General features: G+C 64.1%; 16 protein-coding genes. 15 read left to right on the plus strand and 1 reads right to left on the minus strand.

What is annotated here, in order from left to right:
• The first annotated feature begins 124 nt into the window (after positions 1-124).
• The 6 genes from DBO86_RS12175 to DBO86_RS12200 all read left to right on the plus strand — a co-directional run bounded on the left by DBO86_RS12175 (position 125) and on the right by DBO86_RS12200 (position 5,232).
• Positions 125-757: a LysE family translocator gene (locus DBO86_RS12175; protein WP_108233796.1), complete on the plus strand. Its 633-nt coding sequence runs from the start codon at positions 125-127 to the stop codon at positions 755-757.
• A 99-nt stretch (positions 758-856) separates the two neighbouring features.
• Complete coding sequence (locus DBO86_RS12180; protein WP_108233780.1) at positions 857-1,660, plus strand: alpha/beta fold hydrolase; 804 nt, start codon at positions 857-859, stop codon at positions 1,658-1,660.
• A gap of 2 nt (positions 1,661-1,662) precedes the next feature.
• Positions 1,663-2,526 carry an alpha/beta fold hydrolase gene (locus tag DBO86_RS12185; protein ID WP_039964665.1) on the plus strand — a complete coding sequence of 288 codons (864 nt, stop codon included), beginning with the start codon at positions 1,663-1,665 and terminating at the stop codon, positions 2,524-2,526.
• A gap of 127 nt (positions 2,527-2,653) precedes the next feature.
• Complete coding sequence (locus tag DBO86_RS12190; protein WP_045107744.1) at positions 2,654-3,469, plus strand: DUF4892 domain-containing protein; 816 nt, start codon at positions 2,654-2,656, stop codon at positions 3,467-3,469.
• 75 nt (positions 3,470-3,544) lie between these two features.
• Positions 3,545-4,630: an AI-2E family transporter gene (locus tag DBO86_RS12195; protein ID WP_108233781.1), complete on the plus strand. Its 1,086-nt coding sequence runs from the start codon at positions 3,545-3,547 to the stop codon at positions 4,628-4,630.
• 185 nt (positions 4,631-4,815) lie between these two features.
• Positions 4,816-5,232, plus strand: a complete 417-nt coding sequence (locus DBO86_RS12200) for an efflux RND transporter periplasmic adaptor subunit (RefSeq protein ID WP_108233782.1) — start codon at positions 4,816-4,818, stop codon at positions 5,230-5,232.
• On the opposite strand, the gene DBO86_RS12205 is transcribed toward DBO86_RS12200, so the two are convergent.
• Complete coding sequence (locus tag DBO86_RS12205; RefSeq protein ID WP_108233783.1) at positions 5,233-6,240, minus strand: patatin-like phospholipase family protein; 1,008 nt, start codon at positions 6,238-6,240, stop codon at positions 5,233-5,235.
• Positions 6,241-6,345: 105 nt separating this feature from the next.
• Between DBO86_RS12205 and selD the strand changes: the two genes are divergently transcribed.
• The 9 genes from selD to DBO86_RS12250 all read left to right on the plus strand — a co-directional run bounded on the left by selD (position 6,346) and on the right by DBO86_RS12250 (position 16,564).
• Positions 6,346-7,380: a selenide, water dikinase SelD gene (selD, locus tag DBO86_RS12210; protein WP_074857213.1), complete on the plus strand. Its 1,035-nt coding sequence runs from the start codon at positions 6,346-6,348 to the stop codon at positions 7,378-7,380.
• A complete protein-coding gene (gene mnmH, locus DBO86_RS12215; RefSeq protein WP_108233784.1) occupies positions 7,380-8,480 on the plus strand; it encodes a tRNA 2-selenouridine(34) synthase MnmH in 1,101 nt (366 codons plus the stop codon). The genes selD and mnmH overlap by 1 nt, the downstream gene beginning before the upstream one ends.
• A 315-nt stretch (positions 8,481-8,795) precedes the next feature.
• A complete protein-coding gene (locus DBO86_RS12220; RefSeq protein WP_003240752.1) occupies positions 8,796-9,074 on the plus strand; it encodes a hypothetical protein in 279 nt (92 codons plus the stop codon).
• On the plus strand, positions 9,074-9,679 hold the full coding sequence (locus DBO86_RS12225) for a flavin reductase family protein (protein ID WP_108233785.1): 606 nt from the start codon (positions 9,074-9,076) through the stop codon (positions 9,677-9,679). The genes DBO86_RS12220 and DBO86_RS12225 overlap by 1 nt, the downstream gene beginning before the upstream one ends.
• 126 nt (positions 9,680-9,805) lie before the next feature.
• A complete protein-coding gene (locus DBO86_RS12230) occupies positions 9,806-11,773 on the plus strand; it encodes a methyl-accepting chemotaxis protein (protein ID WP_108233786.1) in 1,968 nt (655 codons plus the stop codon).
• Between the two features lie 95 nt (positions 11,774-11,868).
• Positions 11,869-12,786 carry an AAA family ATPase gene (locus DBO86_RS12235; protein ID WP_074857207.1) on the plus strand — a complete coding sequence of 306 codons (918 nt, stop codon included), beginning with the start codon at positions 11,869-11,871 and terminating at the stop codon, positions 12,784-12,786.
• Entirely contained in the window at positions 12,786-13,739 is a 954-nt protein-coding gene (locus tag DBO86_RS12240) for a DUF58 domain-containing protein (protein ID WP_108233787.1), read from the plus strand. Before DBO86_RS12235 ends, DBO86_RS12240 begins: the two co-directional genes overlap by 1 nt.
• Positions 13,736-15,721: a transglutaminase TgpA family protein gene (locus DBO86_RS12245; protein WP_108233788.1), complete on the plus strand. Its 1,986-nt coding sequence runs from the start codon at positions 13,736-13,738 to the stop codon at positions 15,719-15,721. The genes DBO86_RS12240 and DBO86_RS12245 overlap by 4 nt, the downstream gene beginning before the upstream one ends.
• A gap of 72 nt (positions 15,722-15,793) precedes the next feature.
• On the plus strand, positions 15,794-16,564 hold the full coding sequence (locus DBO86_RS12250) for a CHAD domain-containing protein (protein WP_108233789.1): 771 nt from the start codon (positions 15,794-15,796) through the stop codon (positions 16,562-16,564).
• The last annotated feature ends 1 nt before the right edge of the window (position 16,565 follow it).

A 16,565-nucleotide genomic window follows, 5' to 3' on the forward strand; every position in this document is an offset into this window, starting at 1 on the left:
TCCGACCCGGGGGGAAGCCTTGCGAGTCGGAGGCGTCCTGATTCGCGGCGGGGCGCCGCTCCTACAGATCCGCTGCATCGACCATCAGTCCATACGTCATCGTTTCAATTTTCTGGAGATCACCATGCAGGAGGCGTCCGCCTTGCTGTCGCTGGCTGCCGTGTTCGCGGTGGCCCTTGTAAGCCCCGGCCCGGATGTAGCGCTGGTGGTGCGCACCGCCTTGCATCAGGGACAGCGTGCCGGCTTGCTCAGTGCGTTGGGCCTGGCCTGCGGCATTCTTCTGCACGGCACCCTGGTGCTCAGCGGCGTGGCCTTGCTGCTCAGTCGTACCGAGTGGCTGTTCGATCTGGTGCAGATCGGCGGCGCACTCTATCTGGGCTGGCTGGGTATCGGCGCGGTGCGTGCCTGGTGGCGCGGCAGCGCTGGCCCGAGGCGGCTGGATGGCGAACTGACGCCTTCGCTGTTCGGCCCCTGGTTGCGCGGCGTGTTCACCAACCTGGGCAACCCCAAGGCGCTGGTATTCTTCCTGGCGCTGCTCAGCAGCCTGGTGCCGGCGGACATGTCGCTGCCCGGCAAGGTGGCCTGTGCGGCGCTGCTGTTCGGCCTCAGCCTGTTTTGGTTCAGCCTGCTGGGGTTGACCCTTGGCCGCCCGCTGATGCGTCAGCGGCTGCTGCAGGTGGCGCCGACCATCGACTTCGTCTGCGGCCTGGTATTTCTGCTGGTGGCGGTGAGTATCGTCGGGCGTCTGTTGCTATAGCCCTGACCATTGCGCCGCCATCAATGGCCGTTACGGTCATTGCCGCGCGTCGGCGGCTGCCGGAGAATCCGGACATATTCGCCTTTTCGAGTTTGATGCATGCCGCAGTCGATCTTCTTCGCTCACGCCAACGGCTTTCCGTCGGCCACCTACGGCAAGCTGTTCGCCGCGCTGGCGCCGGACTTTCAGGTGCAGCACCTGGAACAGCATGGCCACGACCCGCGTTTTCCGGTCAACGACAACTGGTCGAATCTGGTCGATGAGCTGATCCATCACCTCGAGGGTGGTGACGAGCCGGTCTGGGGTGTCGGCCATTCGCTCGGCGGTGTGCTGCATTATCACGCTGCCTTGCTGCGCCCCGAGCTGTATCGCGGGGTGGTGATGCTCGATTCGCCGGTACTGACCCTGGCCGACCGCATGGTGATCCGCGCCGCCAAGCGCTTCGGCTTCATCGATCGCATCACGCCGGCCGGCCGCACCTTGGGACGCCGTGAAGCATTCGCCGATCTGGTCGAGGCGCGGGACTACTTCGCCGGCAAGAGCCTGTTTCGACGTTTCGACCCCGAGTGCCTGGACGCCTATGTCAGCCACGGCCTGCAGCTGGGCGAGCAGGGGTTGCGACTGAAGTTCGATCCGGCCACCGAGATCAGCATCTACCGCAGCGTGCCGCATACTTCGCCGGGCCGGCCACAGCAGTTGGCGGTGCCGCTGGCCATGGTGCGCGGTCGCCACAGTCGGGTGGTGTTGCCGCATCATGCGCATCTGTTGCGGCGCATGCCGCGCGCGGAATATCACAACCTGCCGGGCGGCCATATGTTCCCGCTGGAGCGCCCGCAGGCTACCGCCGACCTGCTGCGTCAACTGTTCACCCGCTGGGCTGGTAGCCAGGAGCAACGTGCATGAGCATGAGCATGGATTTCGAGGAAGTGCGCCTGAGCCTGCCGCATATCGAGTTGGCGGCTCATCTCTACGGTCCAGAGGATGGTGTGCCGGTTCTGGCGCTGCACGGCTGGTTGGATAACGCAGCGAGCTTTGCGCGGCTGGCGCCGAAACTCGAGGGGATGCGCATCGTCGCCCTTGATTTTGCCGGTCATGGGCATTCCGAGCATCGTTCGGCAGGCGCCGGTTATGCGCTGTGGGACTATGCCTTTGACGTGCTGCAGGTCGCCGAGCAGTTTGGCTGGGCGCGTTTCTCCATCCTCGGTCATTCCATGGGCGCGATCACTGCCGTGTTGCTGGCGGGAGCGATGCCGGAGCGGATCGCGCGCCTGGCCTTGATTGACGGCCTGGTGCCTTACACCGGTGAAGCCGAGCAGGCGCCGCAGAAGCTGGGTGAAGCCTTGCGCGCCAGGCAGGCGCTGACTGACAAGCGCAAGCCGGTGTACGCGGAGATGGCGCGCGCGGTCGAGGCGCGGATGAAAGGCGTGGGCGCGGTCAGCCGTGAGGCGGCCGAATTGCTGGCCCAGCGTGGGTTGATGCCGGTGCCGGGCGGCTACACCTGGCGTACCGACAGCCGCCTGACCCTGCCGTCGCCGCTGCGTCTGAGCTGGGCGCATGCCCAGGCGTTCGTTCGCGCGCTGCAATGCCCGGTCAGCCTGGTGTTGGCGGAGCAGGGCATGATGAGGGCGCAGGCGGCCGTGCGCACCTTGCTGCAGGATCTGCCGTTCGAGGTACACCGTCTGCCCGGTGGGCATCACCTGCATCTGGATGATGAAGCCGGTGCGCAGCTCGTAGCGGATTGTTTCAATCCATTCCTGCGCTTGCCTTGACTTGCCTGCGGCCGTGGGGAAAGGTGTGGTGGTCTGCCATGGAGGATCGCATGATCGACCCGTTAAAAGTCGCCACTCGCTGTACAGCAAGCTCACCCGTCGCGTTTTTTCAGTGGACTGCCACCTTATGAAGGGGGCTGTGCAGTTTTTTTCTGCGGTGCTTGCCGCGGTCTGCAGCGGTGCCGTACTGGCGGCCGATCTACCTGGCAGTCGCGACCTCGAGGTACTGCCGCGGTTTCCTGCCAGTCACATCGTCGCGTTCAAGGAAGCGCCCGATGTCGAGCGTATCTATCCGCAAGGCTCGATTCGCCGCATCAGCGGGCGGTTGCGCTATGAGCGGGAGATTCTCGTGCAGGGCAAGCACAGTGCGGTGACCTACGAGCTGCCACGCACCCACAGTGCCGATCAGGTATTCACCACCGTACGGGAAACGCTGCTGCAGCAGGGCGCCGAATTGCTCTACTGGTGCCAGGGCCGTGAGTGTGGTGCGAGTAGCCTATGGGCTAACTCGATATTCGGCAATGCCACGCTATATGGCCCTGACGACCAGCAGGCCTATGCCTTGTTACGCCTGGCCGAGCCGAATCACCAGAGCCTGCTGGCGCTATACAGCATCACTCGTGGGAATCGCCGTGCTTACCTGCATGCCGAGCAACTGGATGCCGAAGCCCCTCTAGGCGTATTGCTGCCGACGCCGGCGACCTTGCTGCGTCAGTTGCGTACCGATGGGCAACTGAAACTGCCCGATGAAGCCAAGGCCGACAGCGCCTGGGTCGAGGTGCTGGCGCGCAGCCTGAACCTCGACAGCACCTTGCGCGTCAGCCTCGCCGGTAGCCAGGCCGAGGCCTGGCGCGAGGCGTTGATCGAGCAGCGCGTGCGCGAAGCGCGCCTGGAGTTGGGTGAGAGCTCGGATGAAACACTGAGCGTGCGTTTGTTGCGTTAAGCTAGCACTCGCAATCGCCTGTAACAGAGCGCCCGCAAGGGCGCTTTGTCGTTTCGTCGAAGGGAGTTTCGCTTGATGGCCACTAATGATCGTCTGCTGGTGCAGATTCTTCTGCTCGGCCTGCTGGCTGCCAGCTTATGGGTGCTGGCGCCATTCTGGTCGGCGCTGTTCTGGGCCGCCGTGTTGGCCTTTGCCAGTTGGCCGCTGATGCGCCTGCTGACGCAATTGCTCAATGGGCGCCTGTCGCTGGCGGCGGGCATCCTGACTGTGGTCTGGGTGATCATGGTGGCGGTGCCGTTGGTCTGGCTGGGCTTCAACTTGGCCGATCACATCAACGATGCCAACGCCCTAATCAAGGATCTGCAGGTCGAAGGCCTGCCGCCAGCTCCAAGCTGGCTGGCCAGCATTCCACTGGTCGGTGATAGCCTGGTGGAACTGTGGCGCACCATCGACCAGCAGGGCGCTGCTTTCTTCGACACGCTGCGGCCCTATCTGGGCCAGGTCGGCAACTGGCTGTTGGCACGTAGTGCGAAGATCGGTGCGGGCATGGTCGAACTGGCCCTGAGCCTGGTGCTGGTGTTCTTCTTCTACCGTGACGGGCCGCGCCTGGCGGTGTTCGTGCACAGCCTGCTGGAGCGACTGATTGGCGAGCGTGCCGATCATTACTTGGAACTGGTCGCCGGCACCGTGCAACGTGTGGTCAACGGCGTGATCGGTACCGCCGCCGCGCAGGCCGTGCTGGCCTACATCGGTTTCGTCATCGCCGGCGTGCCGGGCGCCCTGGTGCTGGGCCTGCTGACCTTCGCCTGCAGTTTCATCATGATCCCGCCGCTGATCTGGGGCCCCGCCGTGGCTTGGCTGGTATGGCAGGGGGAAATCGGCATGGCGATCTTCCTGGGTATCTGGGGCTTCTTCATCATCAGTGGGGTGGACAATATCCTCAAGCCCTACCTGATCAGCCGTGGCGGCAACCTGCCGCTGGTGGTGGTGCTGCTCGGTGTGTTCGGCGGCATCCTGGCCTTCGGCTTTATGGGCCTGTTCCTTGGCCCGACCCTGCTGGCGGTGGCCTATAGCCTGCTCAGCGACTGGGTGGCGCAGAAGACACCGGACAACCAGGCAGCCCTCGACCAGTTGCCGCCAGACAAACAGCATGAGACGTAACAACCGTTGAAACTAAGAACTTCTATCAAGAGACCAATGGCGGGCGTACCGCGTTGTTGATGGGGAGAGGCTGACCTAGGTCGAGGTTAGGTGTCAATAAATAGTCACTTGTGCGTAGCTTGTCGGTTTGCCTCGTTTTTGCCGGTTTATTGGCGGTTGTGTGATGGTGGCAGCGGCCCCAACCGATGCCCGTGCAACTGATCGCGGTGGAGCGCGGCCCGGTGGAAACCCTGGTCGCCAATACCCGCGCCGGCACCCTGAAATCCTGTCGCCGTTCGCGGCTGTCGTTCAATGTCGGCGGCCAGGTCAGCGAGCTGCTGGTCGACGCAGGCCAGCAGGTCGAGGTCGGTCAGGTGCTCATGCGTCTGCGCCAGGACGACCGCCTGGCGCGGGTCGAGGAGGCCTGCGCGCGTCTTGAGGTACGCCGCAGCGAGCGCGAGCAGTTGTGCCGCAAGGCCGAGTTGTACCAGCGTGATTACCGCCGACTGCAGCACCTGGGCGAACGCAAGCTGACCTCGCTCGAGCACCTCGACCAGGCCGAGACCAAGGCGCGCCTGGCGCAACTGGCCTTCACCGCGCAGCAGGTGCAGATCCGTGAGTGATCAGCGCTCGCGCTCGTAGCGCTCGAGGGTGTCGCGGGCGATCTGGCGGCCGAGCATGATCAGCTCCGGCGCCTTGTAGAACTCGAAGAAACGGCACACGCGCTTGGGCACGTTGATCAGGATGTCCGGCGGGTAGCCGGCGATCTTGTATTGCGCCAGCGAGGTCTGCATCACCTCGAAGCTCTGGTTGACCAGTTCCAGCAGCGAGGCCGGGCCGCTGAACTCGGCGACCCGCGAGCCGCTGGCGGATTTCGGCGCCGCCTCATTCTCCCAGGCGCGGCTCGGCGCGGCAGCCGGGCTGAGGGTATCGGCGAGCCGCTGCTGCTCGGCGAGCAACAGGGTTTCATCCTCACTCTTGCGGCGAAAACTAGGCAGGCGCGAGCCAAGTGACGTCATCAACTGGTCGATGCGCCCCTTGAGGGCCGCGGGGCGCTCGATCACCGGCAACTGGTAGTGATTCTGGTTGGTGGCGTTGAGGTTGACCGCGATGATCAGGTCGCAGTGGCTGGAGACCACCGGCACGATTGGCAGCGGGTTGAGCAAGCCGCCGTCGACCAGCATGCGCTTGCCCTGGATGACCGGGGTGAACAGGCTGGGAATCGCCGCCGAGGCGCGCATGGCCTGGTGCAGGCAGCCTTCCTGGAACCAGATTTCCTGCTGGTTGGTGAGGTCGGTGGCGACGGCGGTGAAGGGGATCGACAGCTCTTCGATGTTGATCTCGCCGACGATTTCCTGAATGCGTCCGAACACTCGCTCGCCGCGAATGGCACCGAGGCGGAAGCTGACATCGAGCAGGCGCAGTACATCGAGATAGTCCAGGCTTTCCGTCCATTCACGGTATTCGCGCAACTTGCCTGCGGCGAATATACCGCCGACCACCGCGCCCATCGAACAGCCGGCGATGCAGCCGATTTCATAGCCGCGCGCCTGCAGCTCATCGATCACGCCGATATGCGCATAGCCGCGCGCACCTCCCGAGCCCAATACCAGCGCCACTTTCTTGCTCATTGACCGACTCCCCCAGTGAAGCTTCGACCTTACTCGCGCAATTGGGCTTAGCCAAGGCAGTCTTTGCTAGAATCCGCCGCCAGTTATCGCGGTGAGAGAAGAACCATGAGCGAACCCATCCGTTTGACCCAGTACAGCCACGGCGCCGGCTGCGGCTGCAAGATTTCGCCGAAGGTGCTTGAGGTGATTCTCGCTGGCAGCGGCGCGCAGAATCTCGACCCCAGACTCTGGGTGGGCAATGCCTCGCGTGATGACGCGGCGGTATACGCCATCGACGAAGAGCGTGGCGTGGTCTCTACGACCGACTTCTTCATGCCGATTGTCGACGACCCCTACGATTTCGGCCGTATCGCTGCGACCAATGCGATCAGCGACATCTACGCCATGGGCGGTGACCCGCTGATGGCCATCGCCATCCTCGGCTGGCCGGTCAACCTGCTGGCCCCGGAAGTGGCACGCGAAGTGATCCGCGGTGGCCGCGCCGTGTGCGATGAAGCCGGCATCCCGCTGGCTGGCGGTCACTCGATCGATGCGCCGGAACCGATTTTCGGCCTGGCCGTGACCGGCCTGGTGAGCAAGGCCAACATGAAGCGCAACGATACCGCCACGGCTGGTTGCAAGCTGTATCTGACCAAGCCGCTGGGCATCGGCATCCTCACCACGGCGGAGAAGAAGGCCAAGCTGCGCGATGCGGACGTTGGCCTGGCGCGTGACTGGATGTGCACCCTGAACAAGCCCGGCAGCCGCTTTGGCAAGCTTGCCGGCGTGCGCGCGATGACCGACGTCACCGGCTTCGGCCTGCTTGGCCACCTGGTGGAAATGGCCGATGGCAGCGGTCTGAGTGCCCGTGTCGAGTTCGCCCGAGTGCCGCGTCTGGAGAGTGTCGAACACTATCTGGAGCAGGGCTGCGTACCGGGTGGCACCTTGCGCAATTTCGACAGTTACGGCGACAAGATCGCGCCGCTGCCCGAGCTGGCCAAGCTACTGCTGTGTGACCCGCAGACCAGCGGTGGCCTGCTGATTGCCGTGGCGCCGGAGGGCGAGGCCGAGTTCCTCGCCGTGGCCGCCGAGCTGGGGCTGGATCTGGCGCCCATCGGTGAGATGGTCGAGCGACAGCGTTACGCGGTCGAGGTGCTCTGATGCGCGACAACTGCACCGACTACCGCGATCTGTTCCTGCATGACCGGGCGATGATGGATACCCGTGCACCGGTCGAATTCCACAAAGGCGCGTTCCCCGGCGTGATCAATCTGCCGCTGATGACCGATATCGAGCGGCAAAGGGTCGGCACCTGCTACAAGCAGCAAGGCCAGCAGGCGGCCATCGAGCTGGGCCATCAACTGGTCAGCGGCCAGACCAAGGCCGAGCGCATCGAGGCTTGGGCCGCCTTTGCCAAGGCCAACCCTGACGGTTACCTGTACTGCTTTCGCGGTGGCCTGCGCTCGCAGATCGTCCAGCAATGGCTGAAAAGCGAGGCGGGCATCGACTATCCGCGCGTGGTCGGTGGTTACAAGGCCATGCGCACCTTCCTTCTGCAGGCCACCGACGAGGCGGTACAGGCGTGCGATTTCGTGCTGGTGGGCGGGATGACCGGCACCGGCAAGACCGAGGTGATCAGCCAGCTGAGCAACAGCCTGGACCTGGAGGCGCACGCCAATCACCGAGGCTCCAGCTTTGGCAAGCGCGCCACTGGCCAGCCCGAGCAGATCGATTTCGAAAATGCTCTGGCCATCGATCTGCTCAAGCGCCGTGCCGCGGGACAGCAGCAGTTCGTGCTGGAAGATGAGGCGCGTCTGATCGGCCGCTGCTCCTTGCCATTACCGCTGTATCAGGCGATGCAGCATCATCCCCTGGTGTGGCTGGAGGACAGCGTGGCCAACCGTGTGGAGCGGATTCTGCAGGCATACGTGGTCGAGTTGTGTGCCGAGTTCGTTGCAGTCCAGGGTGCCGAGGCAGGCTTCACCGCGTTCGCCGCGCGCCTGCGCGAGAGCCTGACCAATATCACCCGTCGCCTGGGCGGCGAGCGTTATCAGCGCCTGGCGGCGATCATGGACCAGGCGCTGGAGGAGCAGGCGCGCGACGGCCAGGTCGATACCCATCGCGGCTGGATCGAGGCCTTGCTGGTCGAGTACTACGATCCTATGTACGTGTTCCAGCGCGAGAGCAAATCCGGGCGGATTGAATTCGCCGGGGAGCAGCAGGCTGTGGTGGAATACCTGCGTAAGCGAAACGGCGGGTGAGGTGGGCACTTTCCTTCTGCCGTAGCGTCATAGACTGGGCCTAGGGTCTGTTGCCGTTTCGCGCACGGCTCGCGTCGAAACGGCAACAGACCCTAGCAGGCCGTTGAAAACTACCTGCGTTGCCATTGCTGCGTTAAAAACAGGCTCGTGCGCGAGCCCGATCAAAATGCTCATTTATAGCTCGTAAAGTCGAACGCGACCCCGGTCGTTTTTCACCTGTTTTTGCGGGGCCGCCATCGGTATTGCACTGGCTGCCTCGCCTACGTTTTCAACAGCCTGTTATACGTAGTCATATCCGTTCGAGGAGTGTGGTCGATGAAACACTGGATCTGTTTACCGCTGCTTGCGCTGGTGCTCACCGGCTGCGCCGGCAAGACCGTTTACCGTGAGACTTGTGCCAATCAACTGGATGCCGCCTGGAAAGAGCTGAGCATCGCCGAGGCCGAGGGTTTCGCCGGTACGGTGAGCTATTCCAAGGCGCTTTCGCTGCTTACCGCTGCCAAGACCCAGCAGCAGTTCGAAGCCTACGAAGGCTGCACCAGCAAGGCCGAGCGTGCGCGCTTTTACATCCGTGAATCGCGAGCGGGGCGTTGATGCAGCTCGATTTCTCCGATCTGAGCCCGCTCGAGGCTTATCGCTGGTTGGCGTCCACTGTCACGCCGCGGCCTATCGCCTGGGTTTCCACCCGTTCGGCCGAGGGCGTGGCCAATCTGGCGCCGTTCAGCTTCTTTCAGGTGATCAGTGACAACCCGCCGACCTTGCTGGTCAACGTCAACACCCGCGACGATGGCAGCCTCAAGGACAGCCTGCGCAATGCCCAGGCCAGCGGCGAGCTGGCGATTCAACTGGTCAGCTTCGCTCAGGCCGAAGCGATGAATGCCAGTGCCGCGATCCTGCCGCATGAGGTCAGCGAATTTGCCCACTGCGCCATTGCCAGCCAGCCGTGCGAGCGCATCGACGTGCCGCGCGTCGTCGGCGCCCCGGTGACCTTCGAATGCCGTGTGACGCAAATTCAGCCCTATCCGCCGCAACAACCCAATTGCCACCTGATCTTCGCCGAAGTGCTGCTGGCGCACATTGATGATGCGGTGCTCAACGAGCAGGGGCGTATCGACCCGCTCAAGCTCGATCTGGTCGGTCGCCTGGGGGGCAGCGCCTACTGCCGCACACGTGACCTTTTCCAGATGCAGCGGCCCTGAACCCGTTCTGAAAACGACGTCCAGTTAACTCTCCCGGCCATCTTGGCGTCTGCTGGCTTGTCGCCAGTAGCGCTGCGCTCCTATGTTCCAGAATTCGGGGCTAGCTGCAGTAGGCAGGAGGATGTCATGGGTGGCTCATTGAGCAAGCGGCTGGCCAGTCTGAGCACGGCCAGCAAGTTGATGCTGGGTTTTGCTCTGGTATTGATTCTGACCGCTCTGGTGGCTGTTACCGGTTTGCTGGCGTTGCGTGAAGTCAGTGCTGGCGCTGAGCTGCAGCAGCGCATGAGCGCGCTGGGTGAGCAGGTGCTGCGCATGCGTCAGAGCGAGCAGGCGTTCGCGCTGAGTGGCGATAGTCAGCACGCCGCGCGTCTGGCCGAACAGGCCGAGGCGATTCTGCAGGCCGGGCAGGCACTGCAAGGTGAGCTCGATAGCGACACGGCCGCGATTCTGGCGCAGGTCGAGCCTGCACTGGCCGACTACCGCAGCGCTTTTGCCCGCTACGTTGAACTCACCGACAACATGCAGCTGTCCCTGCAAGCCGCCGACTGGCTGGTGGTCAGCGCGGCCAACAGCCTGGATCTGCTGCAGGAAGGGCTGACCGAAGACGGCGTCGACCTGCTCAAGAGCTCCCAAGGCGAGCAGGGCGGTGATTCGGTCCTGCAGGCCGGCAAGGTCGGCAAGATTCATCAACTACTGCTGCAGGCGTTGGATCAGGCACGCCAGCGCCTGGAGGCCAGCCGGCGCAGCGATAGCAGTGAGCTGGCGGAAATTGCCCAGGCAGGCGAGGCGCAAGCCCTGGCTGCCGAGTTGCGCGATGCGCTGGACGATCCCGGCTATGCCGCGGTGCTCGGCGAGGTGGTGGTCAACGTCGACTCCTTCAATGAGCGCCTGAAGGAATACGCCACCCAGTTGCAGCAACAAAAACAGGTATACGGGCAACTGGTCGCTCAGGTCGAGCAGTTGCTGCAGCGAGTCGAGCTGGCCCTGGACACGCAACGCCAGGCCATGCATGCCGAGCGTCAGGCCAGCAGCGGTCTGATCATCCTGGCAGCGGCCCTGGCGCTGCTTTTCGGTCTTGGCGCGGCGATCATGATCAGCCTGGCCATCGTGCGTCCGCTCAAGCGCGTGATCGGCCTCGCCGAATCCATTGCCAGTGGCGACCTCAGCGTACGTATCGAACAGGATCGGCGCGATGAAATCGGGCAGCTGCTGGCTGCCATGCAAGGGATGTCCGCCAACCTGCGCGATATGGTCGGCCGCCTGCAGGGGGGTGTGGCGCAGATTTCCAGCTCCGCCCAAACCCTCTCGACAACTGCCGAGCAGACGCGCCAGGGCGTCAATGGTCAGAAGCTGGAGACCGATCAGGTCGCCACCGCCATGAGCCAGATGACGACCACGGTGCACGAGGTGGCACGCAATGCCGAGGCCGCAGCGGCTTCCACTGAACAGGCTGACCAGCGTGTCGGTGCCGGTAGCCAGGTGGTGCGCCAGACCCTGCAGCGCATCGAGCAATTGGCTCGCGCCATGGACGCCACTACCGAGAGCATTCAGCGCCTGAGCCAGAACACTCAGCGTATCGATGCCGTACTCGAGGTGATCAAGAGCGTGGCCGAGCAGACCAACCTGCTGGCGCTCAACGCGGCCATCGAAGCGGCGCGCGCCGGAGAACAGGGGCGCGGTTTCGCGGTGGTCGCCGATGAGGTAAGGGCGCTGGCAAAACGCACTCAGCAATCCACGGCGGAAATCGAGTCGCTGATCGCGGCCTTGCGCGAGGGTAGCCGCCGCGCCGTGACGGACATGGAGCAGAGCGCCAGCCTGGTGAATCTCACGGTTGGCGACGCCAACCAGACCGAAGGCGCCCTGGCGGCCATTGCCGAGGCGGTGAGCCTGATCTCGGAGATGAATCAGCAGATCGCTGCCGCGGCCGAGCAGCAGACTGCCGTGGCCGAGGAAATCAACCGCAGCGTCACCTCGATCCGCGATATTGCCGATCAGTCAGCTACGGCCATGGACGAAACCGCTGCGTCGAGCATCCAGCTGGCTGAGCTGGGGCGGGAGCTGCAGGGCATGGCAGGGCACTTTCGCATGACATAGCGTCTGCCCTCACAGTTTCGTGAGCAAACTTTGCATAGCGCTATGCCACGCCTCGGCGCCCCAGTAGCATCGGTGTTCTGCATAAGGAGCCAACGATGCGAACCAAACTCGATGCCTGTCTCGACTCGGTCAATCAGGTATTGCTGGGCAAAGAGGCGCAGGTGCGCCTGGCCCTGACCTGCCTGCTGGCGCGTGGTCACCTGCTGATCGAAGACCTGCCGGGCATGGGCAAGACCACTCTCAGCCATGCCCTGGCGCGCGTGCTGGGGCTGAGTTTCCAGCGTATTCAGTTCACCTCCGACCTGTTGCCGGGCGACATTCTTGGCACCTCGGTGTTCGACAAGGACAGCGGGCAGTTCGTCTTTCATCCGGGACCGATCTTTGCCGAGTTGGTGCTGGCCGATGAAATCAACCGCGCCACGCCGAAGAGTCAGAGCGCGCTGCTCGAAGCCATGGAAGAAGGGCAGGTGACCATCGAGGGCGCGACCCGGCCACTGCCCGAGCCGTTTTTCGTGATCGCCACGCAGAACCCGGTCAGCAGTGGCGGCACCTTCGCCTTGCCCGAATCCCAGCTCGATCGTTTTCTTATGCGTCTTTCGCTGGGCTATCCGGCGCAAGCTGCGGAACGGGCGTTGCTGCTGGGCGATGCCCGGCGCGATCTGCTGCCGCGTATGGAATCCATTCTCGACCATGCCGAACTGGCCCGCCTGCAGGCGCAAGTGCCGAAGGTACGCGCCAGCGATGCCCTGGTCGACTATGTGCTGCGTCTGGTCGAGGCCACGCGCAGCCAGCCGCAGTTCGCCTGGGGCCTGTCGCCGCGTGCCAGTCTGGCGCTGTTGGCGGCGGCACGGGCCTGGGCCTTGCTGGCCGAGCGTGATTATGTGATCCCCGAAGACGTGCAGGCCGTACTGCCCTCGGTGGTTGGCCATCGCCTGCGCGAGCGCGCCGACCCGGCTGGCCATGGCGGCGGCAGCCTGGTGCAATGGCTGCTGCGTGAAGTGCCGGCGCTCTGATGCGTGCCGCGTTGAAGCCGCTCTGGCAGCGCTGGCTGGCCAGGCGCATTCCGCCAGCGGCCAGCGTGCGTTTGAACCAGCGGCGTATCTTCATCCTGCCCAGCCGCGTGGGGGGCGCATTTGCCGTGGCGCTGCTGCTGATGCTGCTGGTGGGCATCAATTACCAGAACAGCCTGGCCTATGGCCTGACTTTTCTACTGATGGCGGTGTTCGTCGTCACCATTCTGCACACCTACCGCAACCTGGCCGGGCTGGTGCTCAAGGCGGGTGGCGGCGCAGCGGTGTTCGTCGGCGAGCAGGCGTGTTTTCGCGTGCGCCTGGAAAGCCGCGAGCGCGAGCACCAGGCCATCGCGCTCGGTTGGCCGCCAGCCGAGCTGATGCTGCGTGATGTGCCGCGCCAGGGGCAGACCGAAGTGGATTTGAGCCAGCCCGCCGTGAGACGTGGCTGGCTGCGACCCGAGCGTCTGAGGGTGGAAAGCCGTTTCCCGCTGGGCTTGCTGGTGGCCTGGAGCTGGGTCGATCTGGATCAGGCGGTGCTGGTCTACCCGCGGCCGTTGGAGGGGGAGCTGCCGTTGTCGGCGGGCCTGGACGACGAGGAGGAAGAGGGCATGCGTGCCCGCGGCCAGGGTGCCGATGATTTCCAGGGGCTGCGCGAGTATCAGCCGGGGGACTCGAAACGGCGCCTGGACTGGAAAGCCTATTCACGTGGACAGGGCCTGCTGGTCAAGGATTTCGCCATGCTCAGCGGCCACGATCTATGGTTGGACTTCGACAGCCTGGGTGGCGACAGTGAAACGCGCCTTTCGCTGCTCTGTCATTGGGTGCTGCAGTTATCACAGCGTCAGCAGGCCTTCGGTCTGCAACTGCCGGGGCAGGTGATTGCCCCGGATTATGGCGAGGGCCACCGCGATGCCTGCCTGCGTGCCCTGGCGCTGTTCGGAGCGCGCGCATGAGCAGCCTGCCGGGTATCCCGCGTATTGCTCTGATCTGGTTGCTGGTCGCCCAGGTGCTGGTGATCGTGCCGCATCTGCTGCATTTGCCGTTGTGGATGATCGCGCTGTGGCTGGGCGCAGCGGCCTGGCGCGTACAGATCTTTCGCATGCGTGCCCCTTATCCCGGTGGTTGGGTCAAGGGCGGGCTGATGCTGCTGGTGCTGGCCGGTATCCTGCTGTCGCGTGGCACGTTGGTCGGGCTGGATGCCGCCGTGGTGCTGCTGATCGCCACGTTCGTTCTGAAGTTGCTGGAGATGCGCACGCGACGTGATGCGCTGGTGCTGATTTTCCTCGGTTTCTTCTGCGTGGTGACCGCCTACCTGTTCGAGGACGGCATCCTCGCAGCGCTCTACAGTCTGTTGCCGGTCACTGCCTTGCTGGCTGCCCTGGTTGGATTGCAGCACAGTGGTTTCGCCGAACGCCCCTGGCCGACCCTGCGCCTGGCCGGTGGGCTGCTGCTGCAGGCGATACCGCTGATGGTGCTGCTGTTCGTCTTCTTCCCGCGCATGGGGCCGTTGTGGTCGCTGCCACTGCCCAGTGATAAGGGCGTTACCGGGCTGTCGGACAGCATGGAACCGGCCGATATCGCCGAACTCAGTCGCTCCCCGGCCTTGGCCTTTCGCGCCAGCTTCGAAGGTGACGTGCCGCCGCGCGAACAACTGTACTGGCGCGCCCTGACACTGGAGCGTTTCGATGGCCGGCGCTGGTCGCAGTCCGGTTACGCTGATGTACCCGTCGCGCCGCAGTGGAGCAAGGCCGGCGAACCGCTCGATTACAGCATCATCATGCAGCCCAGCGGTAAGCGCTGGCTGTACGCGCTGGATGTCGGCGAGATGGCGCAGGACAGCGGGCGGATGATGAACGACTTCCGTTGGCAGAGACTGCGTCCGGTGGATCGGCCCCTGCTGTACCAGGTGCGTTCCTGGCCGGAGGCCATGCGGGAGGCGCAGGCCGAACCGCCAGGTATCCGGCAGGCGCTGCAATTACCCGAGCAGGGCGACCCGCGCAGTCGCGCCTGGGCGGCTGCACTGAAGGAGCAGTATCCGCAGAGCGACGCATTAGTGGCGGCAGTGCTGCAGCATTTTAACCGTGAACCCTACGTCTACACACTGCGCCCGCAGCCTCTGGGCAGCGACAGCATCGACGATTTCCTGTTCAACACCCGGCGTGGTTTTTGCGCGCACTATGCCGGCGCCATGACCTTCGTGCTGCGTGCCGCGGGTATTCCCGCGCGGGTGGTGGCCGGTTATCAGGGCGGCGAGCTCAATCCCAATGGCAACTACATCCAGGTCCGTCAGTTCGACGCCCATGCCTGGGTCGAGTACTGGCAGCCGGGCCGTGGCTGGCGCAGCGTCGATCCGACTTTTCAGGTAGCACCGGAGCGTATCGAGCAAGGGCTGGAAGAGGCCTTGGCCGAGGAGGATGGTTTTCTCGACGATCAACCCTTCTCGCCACTGCGCTACCGCGAGCTGGCCTGGCTCAATCAGCTGCGCATGAGCTGGGAGAATCTCAATTACGGCTGGCAGCGCTGGGTGCTGGGGTACCAGGGCGAGCAGCAGCTGAAACTGCTGCAGAACTGGTTCGGCAGCCTCGATTGGCAGCGTCTGGCGCTCGTTCTGGTGGGCACCGGAGCGCTTCTGATTGGCCTGCTGGCGCTGTGGTTGCTCAAGCCCTGGCAACAGCGGCCTGATCCGCAACGCCAGGCGTTTCGCAAGTTCGAGCGGCTGTTGGCGCGCCATGACGTGCGCCGGGAAGCGGGTGAGGGCGCACGCTCCTTCGCGTTGCGCGCGGCGCGGCAGTTGCCCGAGCAGGCGGAGCAGATCGAGACATTTGCCCGATGCTTCGAGCAGCAGCGCTATGCCGGCGGGCCCGCGTCGCGTGATGCCCTGCGGCAGGCATTGAGTGATTTGCGCAGAGCATTACCCTGGCGCCTGTCGCGTTAGCGACCATTGGTCACTTGTTTGAGTGGGGGCCGGGTTGTTAGCTTGATGCATCGTCGTTTGGGAGGATCGAGCATGAGCGATTTCATCGAACATTGTTTGGGGCGTGTCCTGGCTCTGCAGGTGCGGCTGTATGCCTGCCAGGCGCGGTTGGCTGACTGCACTGACACCGAGGCCTTGCACGACCTGCGCATCGCCCTGCGGCAATTGCGCAGCCTGTTGCGTCCGCTGCGCGGTTTGCCGGCTGTGGATGCTCTGGAGCAGGGAGCCGCAGTGCTGGGCCGCCTCAGTGGGCCGCTGCGTGATCGTGAGGTGTTGGTGGCCGAGCTGACGCGTCTGGGCCTGGTGCATCTGGCGCCTGCCGATGAAGCGCAGCGCGCCGCAGGTTACGTCGCCATTGCCAGCAGTCGCGAGTTGGCCGACCTGATGCTGTTGCTCGACGGCTGGCCGGCGAATTGGCGTGAAGCTGCCAGGCAAGGCCAATTGAACGATGTGGACAAGCGCATCCGGCGCCGCCTGCGGCACCAGCAACGACAACTGGCCCGCGCGTTACGCGATCCGGCGCATGACCGCCATCGCCTGCGCCTGCTGATCAAACGTGTGCGCTACGCTGCTGAAACCTACCCGGCACAAAGTCGTTTGAGCAAGGCGGCGCAGCTCAGGCTCAAACGTGCGCAAAGCGCCCTTGGCGACTGGCACGATCACCTGCAATGGCTGGCGCAGGCCGATGCGCTGGCGTCGCTGGGCCCTTGCCGGGCAATCTGGCTGCAGGCTCAGCAGGCGGCCGAGCAACGTGCTGATGGAGCCTTGCTGGCACTGTATGGCGATTTTCCCAGCGTGGAATAAG

This window comes from Ectopseudomonas oleovorans (genome assembly GCF_003052605.1).
GTDB classification, from domain to species: domain Bacteria; phylum Pseudomonadota; class Gammaproteobacteria; order Pseudomonadales; family Pseudomonadaceae; genus Aquipseudomonas; species Aquipseudomonas oleovorans_A.